We start from the raw sequence: 23,385 nt of genomic DNA, 5'->3' as shown, positions 1-23,385 counted from the left end.
TGGACGGTTTAGTTCAGCCTGGCTTTTCCCGGCTGTCCCGTGAGAAAAATGGATCTTGACATTTAACCGCGGGACTTAAAATTACTGAAAATCCTAACATATTGTCGGAGCGATGGTCGAAACTTTGCGGAAAAAATTCTGGGCGTGATGTTAGGGAAAAGTATCTACGGCCAAAAGTGGTGCTACCATGATGCGAGGAGGGCAAAACTGTGGCACTTTACGTTATCCACAACAATTCAACGGACCCGTATTTCAATGTGGCGCTGGATTCCTGGCTGGTGCGCGAGGCGCCCCCTGAAAATGACTACGTGATGCTGTGGCAAAATCGTCCTGCGGTCATTATCGGGCGCTATCAAAACACGTACGAAGAGGTTAACTTGGATTATGCCGATGAGCACGACATTGCCATTGTCCGTCGCATGTCGGGCGGCGGCGCAGTCTATCATGATTTAGGCAACCTGAACTATAGTTTGGTGGTCTCCACCGAAAATCGGCCCTTCAACGACTACCTATCGTTTACGCGGCCGGTTATTGAAGCGCTGGCCCACTTCGGGGCGAAGGCCGAGTTGACCGGGCGCAATGACCTGACGCTGGAGGGGCAGAAATTCTCGGGCAATGCTCAGTACCGGACTCCCGCCCGGTTGTTGCACCACGGTACGATTCTTTTCGACGAGGATCTGGAGGTGGTGCCGCGGATCTTAAACGTGCGGCAGGATAAGATTGAAAGCAAGGGCATCAAATCGGTTCGCAGCCGAGTTACCAATGTGCGGCCCTACTTGCCGGCCGAGGTGACTTTTGACGAATTTCGATCGACCCTGCTTCAGACAATCGGGCACCATAATGGGGGGATCGCTGGCGAGTTCGTGCTGACGCCAGAACGCCGCCAAGCCGTGGAACAACGCGTGCGTGAGCGGTTCGGGCAGTGGGAATGGAACTTCGGCCAGTCTCCACCTTTCAACTATCGCGGTCGGGAGCGTTTCAGCCGCGGTGAGTTGGAGGTGCGGGTGGATGTGCAGAGTGGCCGCATCCTGGCAATCACGATCTATGGCGACTTTCTGGGTGATCATGATATTGAGCCGCTGACTGAAGCGCTTAAAGGCGTGGAGTTTCAACGCGTTCCGATCAGTCAGGCGCTGGAGGCGCTGCCTGTCGAGCAGTACCTCGGAGGCATTACCCGCGAGGAGTTGTTGAAAGTTTTGCTGGACATGACGCCAGTCCAAGAAGCGTAAAAGAAGGGGTGTAGCATGGAATATCGCAACCTAGGAAATAGTGGTTTGAAGGTGTCCGTCATTGGGTTGGGTGCCAATAGCTTGGGAGGGCGGGCTGACAAAAGCACCTCGATCCGCATTATTCATGCTGCACTGGATGCGGGGGTGACCTTGATTGATACCGCCAACGGCTACACGGGTGGCAAGTCTGAGGCCATCATTGGCGAGGCGCTTAAAGACCGCCGAAACCAGGCGGTTGTCGCCACGAAAGCCGGGCTGCCCCAGGGGGAAGGTCCCTACAACCGGGGGACCTCGCGGCGCCATCTCACCCAACAGTTGAACCAAAGCTTGTCGCGTTTAGGCACGGACTACGTGGACTTGTTCTACGTGCACACCTTTGATGAGGAGACTCCTTTGGAGGAGACGCTCAGGACATTGGATGACTTTGTCCGCCAAGGCAAGGTACGATACATAGCCGCGTCCAATTATCGGGCTTACGAGTTGGCGACAGCCGTTGGGATTCAACAGGCCAAGGGATGGGAGCCGTTCGTGGGATTGCAACCGTCCTACTCATTGCTCGATCGGACCCCCGAGAGGGAACTCATTCCCTTGGCACTGCAGGTCGGCATCGGCCTTGTTGCCTACTATCCGATTGCCGGGGGCATATTGACGGGAAAGTACCGCGGCGGACAGGTGCCCAGCGGTTCGCGCATGGAAAAGCAGCCCGGATTTTCGGACCGCTTGACGCCGCGAATTCGCCAGGCCGCTGACCAATTTCATGATCTGGCGCAAGAGGCGGGCGTGGATCCGGCGGCACTCGCCATCCGCTGGTTGATCGACCGTCCGGCGGTGTCGTCGGCCATTGTCGGTGCCAGCCGCCCAGAACAGGTGCAGGCAAACTTAAAGGCGCTGGACGTCCACATTGGTCCAGACCTCCGTCAACGCTTGGATGAACTGAGCGCGCCCTTCGTGGAAGGCGACCCATTTGGGTGGTACCGCCTCCGTTAAAGGTTCGCGCTTAGATTCCGGGGGCCCTGGGCGGCCCCCGGGATTTTTTAGGCGCCCACTTTCACAGGAAGAGCCGTCAGGCCTCGCAAGACAATGTTCTCGTTCCATAATGGCTGGCCCTCCAACGTCCAGCGCTGGCGCCAGAGGATAGGGAACGCAATGGCGGCCTCCATACGGGCGAGTCCTGCCCCCAGACAAAAGTGGATCCCGCGGCCGAAGGCCATGTGGGGGTTGGGGGAGCGGGTTAGATTCAAACTGTCGGGATTCGCGAAAATTGCGGGATCATGATTAGCCGATCCGATAGCGACAGTCAGCCAGGACCCTTCTGGAATTTCAAATTCCTCGATGGTGAGAGGGCCCGCCGTGAGACGGGCGTCCAATTGCACGGGCGAGGTGTAGCGTAAAAGCTCCTCAATGGCGAGGTGCCAGTCGTCGGGGAGCTGGGAATGCTCAATCAGGGCCAAGGTTCCCATGGAGAGAAGATTGGTGGTGGTCTCGTGCCCCGCCACGAGCAGCAGCAGTGCCATCGAGAGCAGCTCGCCCGGACTCAAGCGGTCGCCTTCCGATTCCGCCCGTATAAGCTCGGTTAGCAGATCATCGGCGGGTTGCTGGCGCTTCTTTGCGATTAAATGGTGAAAGTAGTCCAGCAGCTCCCAACGTGCGGCAGCCGCGTGTTGCCGAGCCTCGGGGGTTTGAGAAGGGTCAAGCAATCGGGCCACTTGCTGCGACCAGGCGCGAAAACGGCCATGATCGCTCTGGGGAACACCCAAGAGTTCAGCGATCACAAAGGCTGGAAGCGGGAACGCAAAATCCGCCACCAAATTGCCGCCGCTCTGGCTGACCAACTGCTCGACCAAGTCCTCTGCCAGTTTCGTGATAAATGGTTCCAGTCGCTTGAGATGCCGAGGCTGAAATGCTTGGCTGACCAATCCGCGCAGTCGGGTATGATCGGGCGGATTAGACATCAGCATGCTGGGTGAAAGATCGGGGAGATATGGGTATTCCGGCGGTGGCGATTCAGTCCAAGGCTCCCCCTTGACAAACGCAGGCTCGGTCAAGACGCGCTTTGTGTCCTCATAGCGAAACAAGATCCACTGTCCCGGCTCGACTTCCCATACCGGGTGCTCCTCGCGCCAAGTGTGATAAATCGGGTAGGGATTTTCCATCAACTCCGACTGGCGAAGTCCCAGTCGGGAAAGCCAAATTGCGGCGCCTAACGGTCCCATGGCGTGGCCTCCCAAAATATACTCCGCCAATATCTTGGGCGAAATAGGGCTTTGATGCAAATAGAAGTTATGCGTTCGCCGTAGCCATACGCATCATCCGTGTTGCGCATATCCGAGGGCTGCACAGAGCTATCGGCTCTCACTTTTAGGTGCTGTCTACCGCATTCAGCTGGGAATCCGCTTCGGCGACACTGCCCGTAGAAATCTCCCACTGCCGGCCCCGGCTCGTCGTTCGGTTCTTGCCGACCCAACATGCGACGCCCCAATTATCGCGCTCTCCCGACTATGAAAGTTAAGAATATAATTGAGTATTGCAAGCATTGGCTATATGATGAAAGAGCATCGACCTAGTCCAGATGGGAGAGGTGTTGCATGGACCAGGAAACTCTTCAAGAACGTCTGCAAGCCTTCATGGAACGCTACATTTACCCGAATGAGTCCCTCTATTCCCAACAGGTTGCCCAGGACCGCTGGAAATCACCAGCGATCATGGAGCAGTTGAAAGAAAGAGCTCGTGAAGAAGGGCTTTGGAACCTGTTTTTGCCGGACAGCCCCTTTGGCCCGGGACTGACCAACCGGCAATATGCGCCGCTCTGCGCCATTATGGGTCGTTCGCTGATGGCTCCCGAAGTTTTCAACTGCAATGCACCGGATACCGGAAACATGGAGGTGCTGGTGCGCTATGGGACGCCAGAGCAGCAAGAGCAATGGCTAAAACCGCTTCTGGAAGGACGTATTCGATCCTGTTTTTCGATGACGGAACCCGACGTAGCCTCCTCTGATGCGACCAACATTCGAACGGAAATCATTGACGACGGCGATGCGTACATTGTCAATGGTCGCAAATGGTGGTCTACCGGGGCCGGTCATCCCGATTGCAAGGTGGCCATTGTGATGGGGGTAAGCAACCCCGATGGTCCCCGCTACGAACGCCAATCCATGATTTTGGTGCCGTTGGATGCGCCGGGGGTTCATATCGATCGCACGCTGACCGTGTTTGGTTATGATGATGCGCCCCATGGTCATGCGGAAATTCACTATGACCATGTCCGGGTGCCGAAGTCCGCCATGATTTGGGGGGAAGGCAAGGGGTTCGCGATTGCGCAAGGACGGTTGGGTCCCGGCCGCATTCATCACGCCATGCGGCTCATCGGCGTGGCCGAGCGAGCTCTGGACTTAATGGTGGAGCGTGCGTTGGAGCGTCGGACGTTTGGCCAGGTGTTGGCCGACCATGGGGTAATCAGGGAATGGATTGCGCTATCCCGAATTGAGATTGAACAGGCCCGGCTATTGACTCTCAAAGCGGCCGAGATGATGGACACCGTCGGCAACAAAGTCGCCCGCCGCGAGATTGCCATGATTAAGGTCGTGGCTCCACGCGTGGCGCTCTCCGTGTTGGACCGGGCCATTCAGGCTTTTGGGGGAGCCGGCGTGGGACCCGACACGCCTCTGGCAGAGATGTGGGCGCACGCTAGGACTTTGCGCCTGGCGGATGGACCCGATGAGGTGCATCTGGATCAACTAGCGCGCGGCGAAATAAAGGCAGCCCGGGCTCGGCTCGAAGCCGGACATCGGACGCCATGAACCAGCGAGAAGGGGCGATACGGTGAACGTCTGGGATTTGTTTAGTGTCAAGGGGGAGGTTGCGGTAGTGACAGGCGGCGGCCGCGGATTGGGCCGAGCTATGGCCGAAGCCCTCGGGGAGGCCGGCGCCCGCTTGGTCATTGCTTCGCGCAAATTGGAGCAAGTGGAGGAGACGGCGGAATTTTTTCGCTCTCAAGGCATCGAGGTGTTGGCCGCACCCCTGGATGTCAGTTCTCCGAACGATGTAGAGGCCTTAATGAATCGGGTGCGGAAGCACTTCGGACGCATTGACATCCTCATTAATAACAGTGGAGCTAGTTGGGGAGCCCCATCTTTGGAAATGCCGCTTGAGGCCTGGCGGAAAGTCATGGAGGTGAATGTGCAGGGCACCTTCCTCATGTCTCAGTACGCGGCGCGGATAATGAAGGACCAGGGTGGCGGCCGGATTATCAATATGGCTTCGATCGCGGGCTTGGCGGGCAGCGATCCGGAAGTGTTGGACGCCGCCGGCTATAGTGCGTCCAAAGGGGCAATCGTCGCCATGACCCGTGACTTGGCCAGGAAGTGGGCACGTTGGAACATTCGAGTTAACGCCATCGCTCCCGGATTTTTCCCGACCAAGATGTCGGCAGGTGTCATCCAGCATCATGGTGACCGGCTGCTTCAAGGGACACCACTTCAGCGTTTTGGAACCATGGAGGACATTAAGGGCATTGCCCTACTTCTTGCGTCGCGGGCGTCCGCCTATATGACAGGGGCAATCGTGGTCGTGGACGGTGGGGCATCCGCATAATAAATCGGGCTTGGCATGCCCGAATGAAGATTTGGCAGCAGTGGGTCGTCAGAAATTTTGACCGTTGAAGGGGACGAAAACAATGGGTATTGAAGAACGGTCCCGAGCACTGTATCCTCCGGAAATTCCGTACACTATCGAGGTGCCGCCATGGCGGGTGGAACAGTTGCTCGAGAACACTAAAAATCGATATCCGGATAATCCAGCGATCTATTTCTATGGAAAACAATGGACCTATGATCAATTATGGCAGGATGCCCGCCGGTTTGCGCGGGCACTCCAAGACCGGGGCATCAAAGTAGGGGAACGGGTGGCCTTGATGCTTCCCAATTGCCCTCAGTTTGTCATCGCCTATTATGGCACCTTGATGGCGGGCGGCATCGTGACGCAGATTAATCCGCTTTTGGTTCCGCGGGAGCTTGAAGCTCTGCTGGTTGACTCTCAAAGCAGCGCCATCATCGCGTTTGACGGGGTGTTGGATAAGGTTGCAGCTGTACGGGCCAATACATCACTCCGCATGGTCATCGGGGTATCGTTAACCGGCTCGGCAGCGATGGATGGGGTCGAGGACTTTTCCCAGGTCCTGACCCAAGTGACCGGAGAGCCTGCACCGATCGATGGGAGCAATCAGGATGTGGCTGCTTTGCAGTATACTGGGGGAACCACGGGACGGTCTAAGGGCGCCATGTTGACGCACCGCAATTTGGTCTCCAATGTCTTGCAGAACTACTATATTTCGGACCAGGGAATGACTGTCGGAGAGGAAGTCATGCTCACCGTCCTTCCCTTGTTTCATGTGTATGGAATGACTGTCTGCATGAATCTAGGCATATACTTGGGTGCCAAGCTTGTGATGCTCCCCCGATTTGACATCAAGGACGTGCTGACCGCCATCAAAGAACACGGGGTGACGATGTTTCCGGGCGTGCCAACCATGTATGTGGCCCTCTTGCAGGCGGCGGACGTGGAAGCGTATGACGTTTCCAGTGTGCGCATCTGCAATAGCGGCAGTGCCCCCATGCCGGTCGAGTTAATGGCCCGCTTTGAGAGTCGGACGGGCGCCGTCATTTTGGAAGGCTACGGACTTTCTGAAGCGTCGCCTGTGACCCACAGCACGCCGCTCTGGGGGAAGCGCAAGCCGGGCACGGTGGGGATTGCCTTGCCGTCTACTGAGTGCCGGGTGGTGGATCCGGAGAGTGGTCGTGACGTCGCGCCCGGTGAGCTCGGGGAATTATGGATCCGCGGGCCACAGGTGATGCAGGGATATTGGAACCGACCGACAGAGACCGCCGAAACCTTGACGGCGGACGGGTGGCTCCGGACGGGCGATGTCGCCTCGTATGATGAAGAGGGCTATGTGGCGATCATGGACCGCCTGAAGGATCTAATTATTGCCAGCGGCTACAACGTCTATCCCCGGGAAGTTGAAGAGGTGCTGTATCAGCATCCCGACGTCGTGGAAGCCGTGGTGGTGGGAGCCCCGGACGCTTACCGCGGGGAGACGGTTCGGGCCGTGGTGGTGCCCCGTAAAGATTCGGGGTTAACGGTGGAAGCATTGACCCAGTACCTGAATGCGAATCTCGCCGCCTACAAGCGGCCTAAGATTATCGAGTTCCGCGAGCAACTCCCCAAGAGCGCGGTGGGGAAAATTCTTCGCCGGGTGGTTCGCGACGAGATATAGGGGGGCGCTCAGTGAACAACATGATTCCCATGCGGCCGGGAGAGGAACTAGACCTTTCGGCACTGGCGCCCTTTCTGAATATCGTATTTCCCGGCGAGGGCCCGTGGACGGTGGAACAATTTGCGGCTGGCCATTCCAATCTCACCTACCTTTTGAGCGCGCCATCCCGGCGCGTGGTATTGCGCCGACCACCCAACGGGCCGGTCGCGCCACGAGCGCACGACATGAAGCGGGAATACCAGTTCCTTTACGCGCTTCATCCGGAGTTTCGGTGGGCACCCGAGGTTTATGCGCTCGCCGAAGAAGACCAAAGCCCATTAGGGGTCCCCTTCTTCCTCATGGAGGCGCGCTCCGGGGTGCTGGTCGATCGGGCGTTCCCTTACGAACCCGCGATGGGCCCGCGCATTTCCCAGGTGATGGTGGAGCGACTGGCGGATTTGCATCAGATTGATTGGCGCCAAACACCCCTGAAAAATTTGGTAAAGCCGGAGGGCTTCATGAGTCGCCAAGTAGAGGGTTGGATTGGCCGCTATCAGCGTGCCAAGACTGATGAGGTGCCGGGATTGGATGCCTTGTTGCGATGGCTTATCGACCACTTGCCAGAATCGGACCAGGCAACCGTCATTCACTATGACTACAAGCTCGACAACGTGTTGTTCACGTCGACCTTCGATGATTTGACGGGGGTTTTTGACTGGGAGATGGCCACAGTCGGGGAGCCGATGGCCGATGTAGCGGTCGCGATGAGCTATTGGACCGAGGCGACCGATCCGGAGATTCTGCAAAAGGCGCTGTCAGGGCACGGGCTGACCGCCCGCCCAGGATTCTATAGCCGCCGAGACTGGATTGAGGCCTATGCACGCCGCACGGGACGTCCCATCCGCGATTTCGGGTACTATCTGACCTTTGCCTATTTTAAGTTGGCGGTCATTTTGCAGCAAATTTATTATCGCTTCGTCAGCGGCCAGACTCAGGACATGCGTTTTGCCCACTTTGACGTGGCGGTCAGACAATTGCTCGAGGTCGCCATGGACCAATCGCGACGCAAGGAGGGATAGCATGGCGGATTTACTGCAACATCGCGAGGGACCTCTTTTGGAGCTCGCATTAAATCGGCCGGAGAGGCTAAATGCCTTTTCTGAGGCCATGCTTGAGGGTTTGCTGGATGGCCTCGCCTTGGCCTCTCGCGAGCCGGCCATTCGCGCGGTGGTGATCAAGGGTTCGGGCCGGGCATTCAGTGCCGGCGGGGATGTGAACGCAATGGGCGAAGCCCGGCCTCAGGATGTGTATCAGCATATTGGATTCCTCAATCAGGTTATCCTGGCCATGATTCAACTGCCTAAGCCCATCATCGCCGCGGTGCATGGATATGCCGCAGGGGCCGGATTCAACTTAGCCTTGGCCGCGGATTTAATTGTCGCCAGCGAGACGGCCCATTTTGCGATGTCGTTTGCCCAAGTGGGACTCATCTCGGACGGTGGGGGCCTTCATTTCCTGCCGCGCTTGGTCGGACCGCACGTGGCGAAGGAGATCTTCTTTTTGGCCGAGCCTATCACGGCCGCTCGTGCCCATGAGCTTGGCATTGTCAACCGGGTAGTACCGGACCATGAACTGTCGGAGGCCACGACTGCCCTAGCCGGGAAATTGGCGCAGGCTCCCGCCTTGGCTCTTAGGGAAACCAAGCGTCTCATTCATCTGGCGCCCCATCTGAGCCTTGAGGAGATGCTGGAGCGCGAGCGATTGACCCAGATGCTGTTGGCGTCGAGTGCCGACCATCGCGAAGGCGTGCAGGCGTTTAAGGAAAAGCGTCGACCGGTTTTCCACGAAAGAGAGGTTTAAGGGATGGACTTTAGTTTAAGCGCCGAAGAACGTCTCATGCGGTCGACGGTGCGGGAGTTTGTGCGACGGGAGATTATGCCGCTGGAACCCCAGGTGCTGTTGAATGAACGGGAAGGAAAGCCGGGCCTTTCCTCCCAAATGTTGCAAGAACTTAGGGAAAAAGGACGCGCCATAGGATTTTGGGGCATCAACACCCCCGAACGTTATGGCGGAGCCAACCTTGGAGCATTGGCGTTAGCCATCACGTATGAGGAGTTGGGCCGGACCTTTGTCCCCTTCACGTTTGGAGGATCGGCGGATAATATTTTGTATGCCTGCAATCCAGAGCAGGCGGAACGCTATCTCATCCCTACCATCGAGGGCCAGCGTCGATCCTGTTTTGCGCTGACGGAGCCGGGCGCGGGGTCGGATGCCGGGAGCATTCGCACCACCGCCGTCAAAGACGGGCGCGAGTGGATCATCAATGGCGAGAAGATTTTCATCACTAATGGCAATGAGGCCGACTTCGCCATGGTGTTTGCGGTGACTGACAAGGAAAAAGGGCCACATGGCGGGATTACCTGCTTCTTAGTGGATCGCGACATGGGCTGGCGTTCGACCCTCATTCCGACCATGGGCGATTGGAATCCGGGGGCGCTCGTCTTTGACCAGGTTCGGGTGCCGGAAGAGAATATCCTTGGGGAACAGGGCAAAGGCTTTGAACTCGCCATGCGCTGGATTGGCGCGGCCCGCTGGGCGATTCCTGCGCGCGCCGTTGGTTCGGCGGAGCGTTTGCTGGAAATGGCCTTGGAATACAGCCGCACCCGCGTCACCTTCGGAGAGCCTTTGGCCAATCGGCAGGCGATTCAATGGATGATTGCCGACTCGGCGGTCGAGATTGAGGCGACCCGGTGGATCACCTACCGAGCGGCTTGGATGCAAGACCAAGGGCTGGACAACCGGCATCAGGCCTCGCTTGCCAAACTCTACGGCGCCAACATGGCCAATCGCGTGGTGGATCGGGTATTGCAGATTCATGGAGGCATGGGATATACCAAGGATTTGCCCATCGAGCGCTGGTATCGGGAGATGCGGCTATTTCGCATCTTTGATGGGACTGATGAAATCCAACGCTACATCATTGCCCGAAACCTGATTAAAGGCCACGTGCGATTAGGTGAGTTCTAGTTTCCGACCGGTGCTCGGTTGCCACCTGCCCCCCGAGTCTCCGGGGCCATGGAACTGGCGTCGCGTAAATCCGTTGCCTTTCCCTCTTTAGGCGACAACCTGGCATTTACAGAGAAGCTAGACTTCCCATCAATACCGCGCCCGCGAGGAGGCCAATGATGGCCGTTCCCTTGCCGGCGTGTCTTGGGCGACTACATAAATCATGGCCCCGGCAGCAAACGCGAGAATGACGGCGCTGATTGTGTGGGAGAGGTTGCCCAGAACCAGCGGTATAAGCGTTCCGAGCGGTGTAATCAGGCTGATGAGTCCGGTCAGGCCAAGAATTTTACGCCGTGCGACACCACCCATCGCTAGTGGAGCGGCAATGCTCATGCCTTCGGGCATGTTGTGCAACGCGATGGCCAAGGCCATGATGAGACCCAGCTTGGCATGTACAGCATGGCCTGCGCCGATGGCCATGCCCTCCGGCAAGTCGTGCACCGAAATGGCTAACGCGATCGAATGGCCGGTGCGTCGGAGTCGGGATGGAAAGGAGTTTCCCGGCTTCCATAAGTCAGTTAAGAGGGACATGGCGGCAATTCCCGATCCGCAACCTAGAACCAACGCCGAAAGTCCTCCCGTCTGGAAGCTCGTTGGCGCCAATTCGGTGACGACCACGGTGACCATGACGCCGCTCGCCAGACCGAGAATAAAGCTGAGGATCCGCGGCGCCAGGGAGCGAAAACCTAAGACGAGAAGGGCTCCTAGCGGCGTGGAGAGGCCCGAAAGAAAGCTAATGGCCAGGATCATCGTATCCATTCCCCCAAGGGTGGTCTTGTCTATCCCTATGCCAGCCCCTAGCGGGACACCACTTCTCGTCGAGAGGTATATCGGCGCAAGATTTGAGCTCTCCACTGGAAGTGGCGTGGACAGGCTTGGAGAGGAGCGGCTAAGATTAACCCTGCGACGCAGCGGAACCGGGGGACGGAATTGTTGGCGCGCGCAAGCAGGGAAAATGACGTCCTTGGAAAAGGATTAGGAGGCCAGCTATGCCGGAAACGGGGTGTCCCTTCTGTTACCCGCATCAAGACCCTGACCAACACATCGTGTTGGAGAATGAGACCTGCTATTTTCTGCAGCATGATCATCACCAAGACATTTTGCAAGGCAGCGGCGTCATTGTTCCGAAGGCGCATCGCCCCACGACGTTTGATTTGACGGAGGATGAATGGTTGGGTGTACGGGCGCTGCTGCTTGAAGCCCGCGTATACTTAGGCGGGCGCTATGGCCCTGATGGATATACCCTGGGCTGGAATGTCGGACGTGTATCCAACCAAGAAATTCCCCATGCTCACTGTCATGTGATACCCCGATACGCGGACGAACCGTATGCGGGGAAGGGGATCCGTCATTGGCTGAAGCAGGAGGACAACAGAAGGAATCCACGGTGAATCCCCCGCCTTCAAGGATGGAATGGGGGAGTGTCACGGAATCAAGGCCGACTCGTTGCAATCTAGCCGAGTGATGATATTTGCCGGGGCTGATAATCCCTTGCAACGGGTTGGTCATTCGGCCGGTGGGGCATGTTGCAGTCCGAGGCTTGCCTCGGATGACATATAATCGGTGGGATTGCTTTTAGGCTCGCTCAGAGCACGGTTTGACAGGAAGTCGCGCAGGGGAGAGATTGGCGACGGATATTCGTGATACCGGCCAAAAGGTTTTGGGGGCGATGGCCGGCATGCTTAGTGGATCCCGAGGCGCTGCCCAGCCTTTTGGCCCCGATTTTCCGCTTCTTCTAGCGGGCGCTGCGGTCTCCAGCATGGGGATGGCCTTTCTATGGCCCTTAATGGCCTTGTACCTGCACCACGGCCTTGGCCAGCCGATGACCGTGGTCGGTGTGGTCATGATGGCGCAAGCGGGCATGAGTGCTGTGGGGTCCCTGATCGGAGGTGTCATGTACGATGCTCGGGGAGCCCGCGTTCCCATGTTGTGGTCGATAGGGCTATCGGCCGTCACCTTAATCGTCATGGCTGTCTTTCCGGGGTTTTGGACGTTCACCGTGGGCGTTATGATTGTTGGCTTTTGTATGAGCGCGTCCAATCCCATCTTCAATGCATTGTCGGTAGACATATGGCCGGCGGGAGGACGCACCGCGTTTAATGCGGTCTATGTTGCCATTAATGCCGGCGTGGCCATTGGCTCGTCGCTAGGCGGCCTCTTAGCATCGCTCAGTTTTCGGGTCACTTTCGGCATCGCCGGCCTCGTCACCGCCGGGATTTGGATCCTTATTTACCTGGCCTACCGCGGAGATCATTGGACTCGCGCACCGCACCGCAAGCCGTCCCCGGCGAACCGCGCATTAGGCCGGACTTTGATACTGCGAGCCGTAGGCTGGCCCATTTTTGTGTTGGCTGGGGCCCTGGCCCTGCAATGGTTGGCCTACGATCAATGGGAGACCACGGTACCCAATTTTATGCAGGCTGAAGGGCTTCCGCTCATTTTGTACAGCTCGCTTTGGACGCTGAACACGCTGTTAATTTTAGGCGCGCAGCCCCTGCTCGCCAAGGCTCTTCTGCTGATGCCGCGAGTCAGAACCCAGCTCATCTGCGGGACGGTTCTCTTCGTGGCAGCATTCGGGACGCTAACCCTCTTTCACACCTATCCGGCGTACTTAATAGGCATGGTGCTGGCCACGCTGGGTGAAATGCTGGTGCTTCCGGGTGCGCCGGCTGCTGCCGAGCAATGGTCGGATCCTTCGCGCCGCGGGCTGGTGCAAGGCGTGGTTGCGACGGCCGGATCGCTAGGCCGCATGGCTGGACCTCTGTTGGGCGGCATGTTGTTTTCAACGGCCGATCCGCGCATTCTCTTTGCCGTCATGACGGGAATGATGGCGATGGGTGGCGTCGGATACGTCGCGGGCGGGTGGTTCGGAGCGCCCTCCACTCATGCCGCGGAAGTTTCCACCTTATGAGGCTTCAGGCCTCGTTGCCGTTTCGCCGCACCCGCAATCCCTTGTGGATGTGTTAGTATAAGGGCCGCACTTCCTTGATCGGACAATCTTTCGTGGTCTCAGGATGTACGAGCCACAGGAGGAGTTTTTATGAACCAGACACCACGATTCGCATGTATCGCCGTCTGCAGCGTCATAGGCGGCCTCTTGGCCGGGTGCGGAACGCAGAACTATCCGAGTCAAGCATCGTCTCCCGTCCCATCCCCAACGGCAAGCACGTCATCAGGGAGCGGCTCCGCATTCCCAAGCGTCCTGAATAAAGCAATGCACCGCATTCCCACCCAGGGTGAGCCTCCGCTCATGGCCCCGACCATCCTGCCACAGGATGCCCAATCCTCCTTTGCCGTGTCGAACGCCAAGACATCGGTAATCACCAAGCCGCACCCCGGTTACGTGGTGCAGTTGGCATCCGGCGTCAGCCCCTTAGCCAGCTTTGGCGCGACCCAGTATTCCACGTCCTCGGCGGCCGCGCTAGCTGCGGCAACCAATCCCGATAAGCTGGGAACGGGCCAGAGCGCGGGGCATATTGCGCTGGGGCGGCATTTGACCGCAACAGTCACGCAGTACCGCATGAGCTCGGCGTCCGAGAACGCAGCATCCATTTCATGGACCCAATCACAATGGCACATTACCGTGACCAACTATTCGGGCGGGACCGTTCCCACCGCCGTCGCCAAAGAGGTGGTCGCAGACTTCAAAGGGGTATCCCTGCCCGTTCCCCAAACCGAAGGCGCGTTGTTTGTGAATCTCGGGGGTTCAGGGGGCTTGCGGGTGAATATGCAATGGCAAAAGGGCGTGGATGAATACTTCGTGGACGTCCACAACACCGCCACCGATCCCATCAATGCGGCCATCCAAATTACAGCCTCCATGGAGACATACTCGTCTTGACGGGGTTGGTCTTCTAATAGGCAGTTTTGGACGCAGTCATGGGCTCTGATGCATTGACTGCGCTTGATGTTTGGAGCGCAAGCCGTGGGGGCGTTGGTTTCCCCCCGCCACACTCTCTTCGCCGATCCGAGACGTCGTTTCGGTGACACCAAAGCCCACCCGGATAAAGTTGGTCGTACACTGGAAGCATTAGCGACGGATGTCTTAGACAGCCGTCGTGATATTTAGGCGGGGTTATTCGTCGTAATGGATAGCGGGTGAGGTGACAAGGAGCGATGAGCATTGGGATATGAAGAACGCTCGCATGTCTGGACAGGGGAGCAGTTGTCGAGGATTTTAGACAACAATCGCGGGGAGTGGATGCCCAAGGCGCCGGTCATCGAGGCGTTGGCACCGCGTCCGGGCCAAACTATCGCGGATGTCGGGGCCGGCTTGGGGTGGCTGTCGTGGCCGTTGGCCGAGGCGGTAGGTCCGTCTGGTCACGTTTGGGCCATCGATCCTAGCGCTGAAGCGGTGCAGGCGTTGTCTGAAAAGGCGCTCACGCACGGAGTGTCTCAGTTGCAGGCCGTCCGCGCTTTTGCCGAGGCCATTCCCTTGCCCGGGGACGACGTGGATGGGGTTGTCTGGCATACGGTCGCCCTGCATATGGGAGATAGAGTACGAGCCATGGCGGAAACCATGCGAATTCTGAAGCCAGGGGGATTCTGGGTGGCCGTGGACTGGAAAATCGTCCCCACACCGTTTGGGCCGCCGTTGCATCGCCGGGTCAGTGCAGAGGTCCTGGAGAAAGAGGCCCTCACGACCGGATTCCGATTGGTGCGCCGGTTTGAGCCGGGTCCCGTCACGTGGGGATTAATCTTTCAGAAAGATTGAGACACCGGCCGGTTCCGGAATGGGCGAGGACACGAGATTTCCGGGGCTTCTTCCCGAAACAAGCCGCATAGGTCATCGTCGCGGGTGCCACTCGCTGGCTCAACGCGACCATGCTGGTCTATGCCCCGGGTCGCTGTGCCCCGTGAGTGGTTTGGGTTCAACGGGGGTGACGGGGCAATAAGTCATTAAGTTCCTTAACGTTATGATAAGATAGAAAAAGACGAAACGTACGAATGGCGATCGCGCGTCTGCGATCGCCCCTTTGAGGTGACATATTGAGTCCAACACAACTAATTCGCGCATTCATCCTAGAACGCAAATGGGGATATTTGGCGGCCGTGCTGGCTATCGGGATGGCGCAATTTTTTCAAGTGCGCATCCCGCATATCCTGGGAAAATTTATTAATCGATTAAAGCTCGGGGGATCGACCGAGCATATTATTTTAGGATTCGCACTAGAATTGGCCGTGGTGGCGGCCGGTTATGTCATTTTCTTTGGATTTGGCCAAACCCAGGTTGGGCGCCTCGGGCGAACCTGGGAATACGAAATGCGCCAACACTTGTTTTCCCATTGGGAGACCTTAAGTTCGCGGTATTTCCAGCAGCATAGCGTAGGCGACTTGCTGAACCACTCGTTAAACGACGTCACCGCCGTCCGTCAGGCGCTGTCGATGGGGCTGAATCAAATCAGTCAGGCAGTTTTTTTATTTATTGCCACGCTCTATATGACCATCCGGACGATTGATCTGAAACTCACGCTTTTTAGCCTGGTTCCGCTCCTTTTGATTCCCGTCGTCATCGCCATTATCCGGCCTCAAGTGCGACTGCGGTCGCGGCTGGTTCAAGAAGGCTTGTCGGATATGTCGGAGCTGGCCGAGGAAAGCTTTCAGGCCATTCGTCTCATAAAGGCCGCCTCCAACGAGCCGATCGAGGTGGCGCGGTTCGCGGACAAGACTCAGACGATCGTTGACCGGCAGATGAATCTGGTCCGTCTCAACACCTTGTTTCAGGCTCTGGTCCCGCTGCTGAGCGGCATTGGGTTTACGGTCGGCCTGGTTTACGGTGGGTGGTTGGTCATTCACGGGCAGATTTCTTTGGGCTCCTTTGTCGCCTTTACGGTCTATCTCAGTATGTTGGTGCAGCCGCTCATGCAGTTTGGGATTGTCATCAATCTCTTTCAAAACGCCTCGGCATCAATTGTGCGTTTACAAGTCCTCCTAGCGGAAGAACCGGACATCAGGGACCCGGCGGAACCCGTGGTGCGGGATGTCTGGCGGGGAGCGCTGAAAATTCAGCGGTTGACCTTTCAGTATCCCAACAGCGAGCATCCCACCCTTCAGAATGTCAGCGTGGACGTTCCTGAGGGGAGAACGCTCGGAATTGTTGGCCGCACGGGGGCGGGGAAGACAACCTTATTGAACCTAATCTTGAGAGATTATGATCCCCCTGCCGGCACCGTGTTTTTTGACGGGGTGGATATCCGCGATATGCGGCTTCAGGATCTGCGCGAACTCATTGCCTATGTGCCGCAAGATGGGTTTCTGTTCTCCACCACGATCGGTCACAATATCGCTTTTTCCAGGCCCCAGGTAGTGCCGGAGGATGTGGAAGAGGCGGCCCGGCAATCGCGCATTTGGGAGACCATTGAAGGGATGCCGGACGGGATTGATACGGAAATCGGCGAGCGGGGCATTATGCTGTCCGGAGGTCAGCGGCAGCGGACCGCTATTGCGCGGGCTCTCATCAAGAGTGAGGCCAAAATATTGATGTTGGATGACAGCCTGTCTGCGGTTGACACCCGAACGGAAAGTGAAATTTTGCGGGTGTTGCGTCAGGTGCGCGGCAAGAAGACCTGCATCATTGCCGCGCATCGCTTGTCGGCCTTGCGTGATGCCGACTGGATTATCGTCTTGGACAAAGGGCGAATCGTGCAAAGCGGAATTCATGAGGACTTGGTTCGCCAGCCCGGGTTATATCGCGAACTGTACCAGATTCAGACCGGAGGTGAGCCAGCGCATGCCTAAAATAGACGATTGGGACGAAAAACGCGAAGCGCGCATGAGCGACAGTGCCACCGCCATGCGCCATCTGGTAGGCTATGCGCGGCCTTTTCTGGGCGAGTTTCTGGTGGTTGTGGGCCTGGTGTTGGTTTACATTGTGACCCAGGTCATGCAACCGTGGCTGGTCAAGATTGTCATCGACAAGGATTTGATTGTGAGGCACCCGGCCTTTCGCTCGATTGTCACCATCGGCCTGATGTATCTTGTGGTGACGGTCATCGGGCTGTTCGCCAACTTCACCCAAAATCGGAAGCTGCAATGGATTGGGCAGCGCATCGTGCGCAATATCCGCGTCGATCTCTTTACCCATATTGAATCGCTCTCGGTACGGTTTTTTGACACGCATGAGACTGGCCGCCTCATCACCAATGTTTCGAGCGACACGAACCAAGTTAGCCAATTTTTCACCAGTTTCTTGCTGAGCTTGATTCAAGACGGCGCCACCCTGCTGTTTGTCATGGGGGCGATGTTGCTCTTGGACTGGAAGATTGCACTCGTAAGCTTTATCGTCATTCCCGTGATTGTCCTCATTTCCGCCCTGTTTCGAAAGAAGCTCCGCGACAATTATCGCTACACCCGAAGCCGCTACTCGCGGCTTATCGGCTTCACCGCGGAGAACTTGGGCGGCATGCGCATCACTCAGATTTTCCATCAACAGAAAAAGCAGTTTGACCAGCATACCGGATTTAATCGCCGCTACACGGAAGGGAACATCAACGAGTACAAGTGGTCGGTGATGTTTAACCGCACCTTTAGCATCTTGGGCAATTTGTCGGTGGCGATGATGATGTGGATTGGCGGAGAAGCGGTGCTGCACCGAACCATTCAGGTGGGTGTGCTTTACGCTTTTATCTCCTACATCCAACAGTTCTTTAACCCGATCAATTCGCTCACTCAAAACTGGAACACCTTGCAAACATCCATGATTTCGGCCGAGCGAATTGGCGGCGTGCTTTTGACCAAGCCGGAAATTGAGGATCCCCCCAATCCGGTCACGGTGGACCATGTGTCCGCGGGTGGGCCTATGGATGTTGAGGGCCAGGTGGCGTTTGATCAGGTGACCTTCGGATATGACCCAGACAAACCGGTGATTAAAGACATCAGTTTTTCCATCCCCCCGCGGTCATTTGTGGGGTTTGTTGGGGAGACGGGAGCTGGGAAGAGCACATTGATGGGGCTTTTGACTCGTTTTTATGATATTCAGCAGGGCCGCATCACGGTGGATGGGATCGACGTGCGTTCCTTCCGGCAGCAGGATTTGCACCGGGTGATGGCCATCGTCCAGCAGGAAGTCAACTTGTTTTCGGGTACGGTGGCCGACAATATCCGCCTGTTTCGGCCCGACATTACGGACGAAGCGGTGCGCGAGGCCGCCATCGTTGCGGGGGCCGACGAATTCATTCGCGAGCTGCCCGGGGGATATGAGGCCCGAATTCGGGCCAAGGGGGCGAATTTGTCGCTGGGTCAGCGCCAACTGCTGGCCTTTGCCCGCGCGTTGGCACTTCAACCGAAAATTCTTATTCTGGATGAGGCCACCGCCAGTCTTGACTCGGCCACCGAAATGACCTTGCAGGCGGGACTGACCCGTATCGCCGCCGGACGCACCACTTTGGTGATTGCCCATCGACTGTCCACCATTCGACAAGCGGACTTGATTTATGTCATGGACCATGGGCGCATCATTGAGCAGGGAAATCACGAGCAACTGATGCATCTGGGAGGATATTACGCCGATCTGGTCAACAGGTCTGCCCCAACGGAATTAGTCGAACGAAACGCCTGAGACTGCATTCCCCGGGTTGGAGAATCCGGGGATTTTTTTGCCCTGGCGGTTGTCTCACACCGCGCACGTGCCCAACATACCATATCCCAAGGATGGAAAATCATGGGCAAATGGGGTGATTGGCGTCGCTACCGGACCGTGGATTCGACATTTGGCAATTTGGACTGGGTTTGCCGTTCCGGACTTGGATGCCCAAATCCCTGGCGGTTCGACCAGTCGTGCCCGCCGTGCCCTCTTTTTCTTCTTCAATTGGCCATGGTCGAGCATCGCCTGGGCGCTAGCCGTGATTGTGTGGGGAAGCCACTTCCCCCCGCTGTCCCGAGACTATGTGGCGGCCGGTTTAGCCGGGGCTGCGGCCGTGGCGCGCGTTGCACCATCATTAACGGAAGCAACCTACGAGGGAAGAATCGGCTTAAGACGGTCCGTCTCCCAAGCCGCTCATGCCAGTCGCCGTGCGATGGGCTGGTCGTTGGTGTCTTTCCTGACCCTGCCGTGGATTGGCACGCACCAAATTCGACTCGATTGGCTAGCGCTAGCAGTGCCTGCATCGTTCGCCGGTCGGGCATTATGGGAACCATGGTGGTGGAAGGTGAGTTGGGTGATTGCGGGTTGGCTGAGCTAACGCCGGCGGTCTCTCTCATCCGTCTATCGTGACGGCCGCTGAGTCCCTAAAAGAGCAACGTCTCCGCTGCGACCGGCCTCGACGGCGGCAGGGGAGACGCTGCAGCACGCACTAGATGTCATCAGTGGACGAGGCCCAAAATCCCAATCGCAACCAGGTAGATGGCGACGATGTAATTGAGCAGTTGGGGACGCCACAAGATTAATAGCCCGGCGATAAGCGCCATGGCAGCGGGTATGCGGAGAAAGGCTGTTGTCACCATTCTGACGCACCTCCTTAACTGGGGTCCCTTTATCTTATTCGTCGTCCCTCTCATTTTTGTGACCGTCGTGAGGGTCACATGGGAATCTTAAGGCTGCTAATTCAGGAAATTCCCACGCGGTGCGAGACGCGGCGGCCGAGATTGGATGGATTTGACAGATCGCGTCGGTTTTCCGGTCCGTCTTCCGCAGGGTGCCCCCTTTTGGTTTACCATCCCTCCGCGTAAGCAAAAGTGCCGCAGAACTCGGGCATCGTCCGAAGGCGCATGCCTTTTGGCGTCGGAAGCTGATTAGACCGACGCTTCTGCATTGCTGGTGGATGTGTCTGTCGCGTCGGCACCAGGCCCGGTGTATTCAGATTGCCTGTCGGTGGGATGCTAACGCAGTCAAATTTCGCCTTCCGGGAGGCGCTTCAAAGTGAATTGGAATGTTTTCGCGCTCGGGTTGGGGGCGATGGCCGGAATGCTGATGGCCGTGCAAGGAGCGATGAATGCTATGCTCAGCAAAGCGATCGGCATTTTCGAGACGTCCTTGATCGTCAATTTGCTAGGATTGGTTCTCTCGGGGGCGCTTGTCCTCCTAGGATTAGGCAGCGGGAATTTCGCCCGGTACCCCGCCGTTCCTTGGTACGCTTCATTGGGGGGAATTCTCGCCGTGGGAATTATCTACGGCGTGTCGCTCTCCATTGCCAAAACCAGTGCGGCTCCCGCGACCACCGCCATTATCTTCGCGCAAGTCCTCACGGCAGCCCTGCTTGATCACTTTGGCGTTCTGGGATTGCCTCAGGTGAGCTTTAGCTGGCTCAAGGGTGCTGGTGTGGTCTTGTTGGTGGGAGGCGCCTATTTGGTGTTGCAATCGCGGTAACCGTCATGGTCCACGGCTGGGCTCATCGTGTCGCCTAACAGATTCTATGGGATATCGGGTGGATCCCACCCGGAGGAACAGCTCGGAACAAGGAGGCGTCCATTGACACAACAGCCCCTGACTCAGGCAGAACTTGAAGCGATTCGACAGTTGCTGAGTTCTGCGTTGCTGGAAGCGGACAAGTTAACCATGTACGGGGACATCTGCCAGGATACGGATTTAAAAGCCTGGTTGCACGGTGAAAGGAAAGCTGCCCTGCAGAGGGTACGTCAGTTGTACGCGTTGCTGGATGGGTAGGAAGGCGAAAACGGGGGTGACCGTGTTGACCGATCGAGAAATCACCGATGACCTGCTGGAGACGTTAACGCATGGGGGGCTCGAAATGCTTCGAGCCTGTTACCAGACCTCGAACGCAGTCCTTCGTCAACGCCTGATTCAATGGGTCGACCAAAACGAAAAAAGTCAGTCCGCGCTCCTGCAATTGGCTTTAAAGAAAGGATGGGCTCTGCCGTCTCCCAGCGCCGACGCCGCGGATCGGGATTTCGTCCGCCAATTTTACGTGGAACCCGTCAGCAGGCTGTAATTACGCCTCAGCCGGTTTCGTAAGCCCCATGACTTAGCGTCCACGGCGCTATCCTAATACTTTCTAACAAAGCACTCGGTCTGACCGATGGGGCCAGCTAAGGCAGTCTCGTTGGCGCGCGCGGTCATTCTTTTGTACCATAAAACGGATGGCGCGAAGCGGTAGAATCATGCGCAAGGAGGCCTTGAGGATGAAGATTTTATTTGTAGGATTGGGGCAAATGGGCCGCCGGATGGCGACCCGGTTGAATGCGGATGACACCGCGGTATGGAACCGCAGCTCGGGAATTGTGCAGGAGTTCAAAGAAAAAGGCTACAGTGTGCCGACCAATTTGAGCGATGGAGTGCGGGACGCGGATGTGGTGATCACGATGCTTCGTGATCAGGAGGCAGTGCGCTCGGTGGGCGACCGGGGGCTCTTCAGTGGATTGCGTCCCGGCCAGGTTTGGGTGGACATGACGACCGGGGCACCGCAAGCGGCAGACTCCTTTCACGCATTGGCCGCTTCGCAGGGGGCTACCTTTGTGGCGGCGCCGGTCGTGGGAACGCTGGGCCCGGCCCAGCAGGGAACGCTTACCGTGCTGGTAGGTGGTTCCGACGAGAACATAGCCAAGGTCCGACCGGTGTTGGAACGCTTTGGCACGCTCCACGTGGTGGGGACGCCGCGCCAAGCCCTGGTCATGAAGTTAGTCGTGAATACAGTCCTGGCTTATTACATGGATGCGGTATCGGAGTGTCTTCCGGTACTGGATGCCGAGCACATATCCCGAGACAAGGCGCTCGCTCTATTAGCCCAAAGCTCGGTGGCGGCTCCCGTCATCAAGGGAAAGGGGCAGCGGTGGCAGTCGAAACACTATGATCAAGCGGAATTTCCCATCGAGCTGTTGGCCAAGGACTTGGACCTGATGACAAACTTGGCTACGCAGAGCGGTTGGGATCTGCCGGGTGTTTCCGCGCTGTTGACCCTGTTCCGCCAAGCCAGTCAACAGGAACAGTCTCGCCATTGGGATATGGCGGGAGTCGGGGAAGCCTTGGCGCATCCACTTGGGCAAGCGATTAGCGACAAATGATGTCATTCTCTTGATCCGGAGTAACTACATGATGATAAACTGTGGTTAGGATTAAAATTCCATGGTAACTATTGGTCTCCGTGAGTGAGGAGGGTGACGTTTGAAACGCAGGAAGGCTTTCATGCTGGCCCCTGTTGCGGTGGCATTCTTGGTCGCCGGGTGCGGCATTCAAGCGGCTCAGGCATCGCAATACATCCATGTTCAGCCGAACTCGAGCAATGTGGATATTAAGTTGGTGAGCTCGTTCAACAACGACCTGGCGGAAAATGTGGTGGACGGTGCTCCAGCCGGGCACCTCACCATCACCGTACCGGTGGGATCACGGGTGCATTTGGATGTGGTCAACAACGGTCCTATGCCCGAAACTTTTGGCATTTACCAACAGGATTTGCAGTTGGCTTTTAACAACTCGGGCGATCCGTTTAATTCCGATGTCAATCTGAACGCCGCCGCTGGGTTGGTCCCGGGTCAGTCGCAAACATATACGTTTACGGCATCACATACCGGAACCTATACCATTGCTGACTATCTCAATGGCACAACTACCAACACGACCCCGACAAGCAACATTTGGGAAACATTTAAAGTGGTGCCATCGGGAGCCCCGGCGATGATTACCCAATAGCACTTCAGGGCTAAGGAGCGGTACAGGCCGCTCCTTAGCTTTGCGGGGTTGGATTGAGACGGTTCCGCACCGCTTCTGCGAAGGTTTGAGGATCATCGACCTCGATCGCGACGCCCGCATATCGCTGCCGACCCAAATAAAAGTCGCTCAACTCCAGCGTGGCCACACGGCTCGGATTCTCATAGGAGACACGCATGCCCCTGCAGGGCACTCACACACATGAAAAAAGGGCGTCGGCACGGGGAGTATGATGAGGGTAA

The 23,385-nt window shown here is 57.1% G+C and carries 24 protein-coding genes; 20 read left to right on the top strand and 4 right to left on the bottom strand.

The genetic code is table 11. The features are described from left to right. The first annotated feature begins 209 nt into the window (after positions 1-209). Entirely contained in the window at positions 210-1,229 is a 1,020-nt protein-coding gene (locus tag HIJ39_RS14375; RefSeq protein WP_169100884.1) for a lipoate--protein ligase, read from the top strand. A gap of 15 nt (positions 1,230-1,244) precedes the next feature. Beyond that, entirely contained in the window at positions 1,245-2,216 is a 972-nt protein-coding gene (locus tag HIJ39_RS14370) for an aldo/keto reductase (RefSeq protein ID WP_169100882.1), read from the top strand. Positions 2,217-2,263: 47 nt separating this feature from the next. Here the strand turns inward: HIJ39_RS14370 and HIJ39_RS14365 are convergent, their stop codons facing one another. After that, a complete protein-coding gene (locus tag HIJ39_RS14365; RefSeq protein ID WP_169100880.1) occupies positions 2,264-3,442 on the bottom strand; it encodes a cytochrome P450 in 1,179 nt (392 codons plus the stop codon). 372 nt (positions 3,443-3,814) lie between these two features. Here HIJ39_RS14365 and HIJ39_RS14360 point away from each other — a divergent pair, with 372 nt between their 5' ends. From HIJ39_RS14360 to HIJ39_RS14335, 6 genes are all read left to right on the top strand, one after another. Continuing rightward, positions 3,815-5,026: an acyl-CoA dehydrogenase family protein gene (locus HIJ39_RS14360; RefSeq protein ID WP_169100878.1), complete on the top strand. Its 1,212-nt coding sequence runs from the start codon at positions 3,815-3,817 to the stop codon at positions 5,024-5,026. Between the two features lie 22 nt (positions 5,027-5,048). Beyond that, positions 5,049-5,819 carry a glucose 1-dehydrogenase gene (locus HIJ39_RS14355; RefSeq protein ID WP_169100876.1) on the top strand — a complete coding sequence of 257 codons (771 nt, stop codon included), beginning with the start codon at positions 5,049-5,051 and terminating at the stop codon, positions 5,817-5,819. A gap of 82 nt (positions 5,820-5,901) precedes the next feature. Then, complete coding sequence (locus tag HIJ39_RS14350; protein WP_169100874.1) at positions 5,902-7,500, top strand: long-chain-fatty-acid--CoA ligase; 1,599 nt, start codon at positions 5,902-5,904, stop codon at positions 7,498-7,500. Between the two features lie 20 nt (positions 7,501-7,520). Then, positions 7,521-8,558, top strand: a complete 1,038-nt coding sequence (locus tag HIJ39_RS14345) for a phosphotransferase family protein (protein ID WP_169100892.1) — start codon at positions 7,521-7,523, stop codon at positions 8,556-8,558. Between the two features lies 1 nt (position 8,559). Continuing rightward, positions 8,560-9,339, top strand: coding sequence for an enoyl-CoA hydratase/isomerase family protein (locus tag HIJ39_RS14340; protein WP_169100872.1), 780 nt, complete (start codon positions 8,560-8,562; stop codon positions 9,337-9,339). Positions 9,340-9,342: 3 nt separating this feature from the next. Next, positions 9,343-10,506, top strand: coding sequence for an acyl-CoA dehydrogenase family protein (locus HIJ39_RS14335; RefSeq protein ID WP_169100870.1), 1,164 nt, complete (start codon positions 9,343-9,345; stop codon positions 10,504-10,506). Between the two features lie 129 nt (positions 10,507-10,635). On the opposite strand, the gene HIJ39_RS14330 is transcribed toward HIJ39_RS14335, so the two are convergent. Then, entirely contained in the window at positions 10,636-11,304 is a 669-nt protein-coding gene (locus HIJ39_RS14330) for a ZIP family metal transporter (protein ID WP_169100868.1), read from the bottom strand. Positions 11,305-11,534: 230 nt separating this feature from the next. On the opposite strand from HIJ39_RS14330, the gene HIJ39_RS14325 reads away from it, so the two are divergent. From HIJ39_RS14325 to HIJ39_RS14295, 7 genes are all read left to right on the top strand, one after another. Beyond that, positions 11,535-11,936, top strand: a complete 402-nt coding sequence (locus tag HIJ39_RS14325; protein ID WP_169100866.1) for an HIT family protein — start codon at positions 11,535-11,537, stop codon at positions 11,934-11,936. Positions 11,937-12,169: 233 nt separating this feature from the next. Next, the gene (locus HIJ39_RS14320; protein WP_169100864.1) at positions 12,170-13,456 is read left to right on the top strand and encodes an MFS transporter; all 1,287 of its coding nucleotides are present in this window, start codon (positions 12,170-12,172) and stop codon (positions 13,454-13,456) included. Between the two features lie 339 nt (positions 13,457-13,795). Continuing rightward, the gene (locus tag HIJ39_RS14315; protein WP_169100862.1) at positions 13,796-14,386 is read left to right on the top strand and encodes a hypothetical protein; all 591 of its coding nucleotides are present in this window, start codon (positions 13,796-13,798) and stop codon (positions 14,384-14,386) included. Positions 14,387-14,668: 282 nt separating this feature from the next. Next, positions 14,669-15,259, top strand: a complete 591-nt coding sequence (locus HIJ39_RS14310; RefSeq protein ID WP_243239702.1) for a class I SAM-dependent methyltransferase — start codon at positions 14,669-14,671, stop codon at positions 15,257-15,259. Between the two features lie 275 nt (positions 15,260-15,534). Then, positions 15,535-17,283, top strand: a complete 1,749-nt coding sequence (locus tag HIJ39_RS14305; protein ID WP_169100860.1) for an ABC transporter ATP-binding protein — start codon at positions 15,535-15,537, stop codon at positions 17,281-17,283. Further along, a complete protein-coding gene (locus HIJ39_RS14300) occupies positions 17,276-19,102 on the top strand; it encodes an ABC transporter ATP-binding protein (RefSeq protein WP_169100858.1) in 1,827 nt (608 codons plus the stop codon). Before HIJ39_RS14305 ends, HIJ39_RS14300 begins: the two co-directional genes overlap by 8 nt. Before the next feature lie 151 nt (positions 19,103-19,253). Next, positions 19,254-19,724 carry a hypothetical protein gene (locus HIJ39_RS14295; protein ID WP_169100856.1) on the top strand — a complete coding sequence of 157 codons (471 nt, stop codon included), beginning with the start codon at positions 19,254-19,256 and terminating at the stop codon, positions 19,722-19,724. A gap of 121 nt (positions 19,725-19,845) precedes the next feature. Here HIJ39_RS14295 and HIJ39_RS14290 read toward each other — a convergent pair whose 3' ends face one another. Continuing rightward, positions 19,846-19,986 (bottom strand): DUF3096 domain-containing protein, encoded by a 141-nt coding sequence (locus tag HIJ39_RS14290; RefSeq protein ID WP_169100854.1) that lies wholly within the window; start codon positions 19,984-19,986, stop codon positions 19,846-19,848. 415 nt (positions 19,987-20,401) lie between these two features. On the opposite strand from HIJ39_RS14290, the gene HIJ39_RS14285 reads away from it, so the two are divergent. The 5 genes from HIJ39_RS14285 to HIJ39_RS14265 all read left to right on the top strand — a co-directional run bounded on the left by HIJ39_RS14285 (position 20,402) and on the right by HIJ39_RS14265 (position 23,125). Beyond that, positions 20,402-20,848, top strand: a complete 447-nt coding sequence (locus tag HIJ39_RS14285; RefSeq protein WP_338055185.1) for a DMT family transporter — start codon at positions 20,402-20,404, stop codon at positions 20,846-20,848. Positions 20,849-20,950: 102 nt separating this feature from the next. Further along, on the top strand, positions 20,951-21,145 hold the full coding sequence (locus tag HIJ39_RS14280; protein ID WP_169100852.1) for a hypothetical protein: 195 nt from the start codon (positions 20,951-20,953) through the stop codon (positions 21,143-21,145). Between the two features lie 25 nt (positions 21,146-21,170). Continuing rightward, a complete protein-coding gene (locus HIJ39_RS14275) occupies positions 21,171-21,431 on the top strand; it encodes a spore coat protein (RefSeq protein ID WP_169100850.1) in 261 nt (86 codons plus the stop codon). A gap of 148 nt (positions 21,432-21,579) precedes the next feature. After that, positions 21,580-22,500 (top strand): NAD(P)-dependent oxidoreductase, encoded by a 921-nt coding sequence (locus tag HIJ39_RS14270; RefSeq protein ID WP_338055184.1) that lies wholly within the window; start codon positions 21,580-21,582, stop codon positions 22,498-22,500. Between the two features lie 100 nt (positions 22,501-22,600). After that, the gene (locus HIJ39_RS14265) at positions 22,601-23,125 is read left to right on the top strand and encodes a cupredoxin domain-containing protein (protein ID WP_243239700.1); all 525 of its coding nucleotides are present in this window, start codon (positions 22,601-22,603) and stop codon (positions 23,123-23,125) included. Positions 23,126-23,159: 34 nt separating this feature from the next. Here the strand turns inward: HIJ39_RS14265 and HIJ39_RS14260 are convergent, their stop codons facing one another. Further along, a complete protein-coding gene (locus HIJ39_RS14260) occupies positions 23,160-23,321 on the bottom strand; it encodes a hypothetical protein (protein WP_169100846.1) in 162 nt (53 codons plus the stop codon). Between the last annotated feature and the right edge of the window lie 64 nt (positions 23,322-23,385).

This window comes from Sulfobacillus harzensis (assembly GCF_012933365.1).
Lineage (GTDB): Bacteria > Bacillota > Sulfobacillia > Sulfobacillales > Sulfobacillaceae > Sulfobacillus_B > Sulfobacillus_B harzensis.
This window is presented reverse-complemented; position numbering and strand designations above follow the sequence as displayed.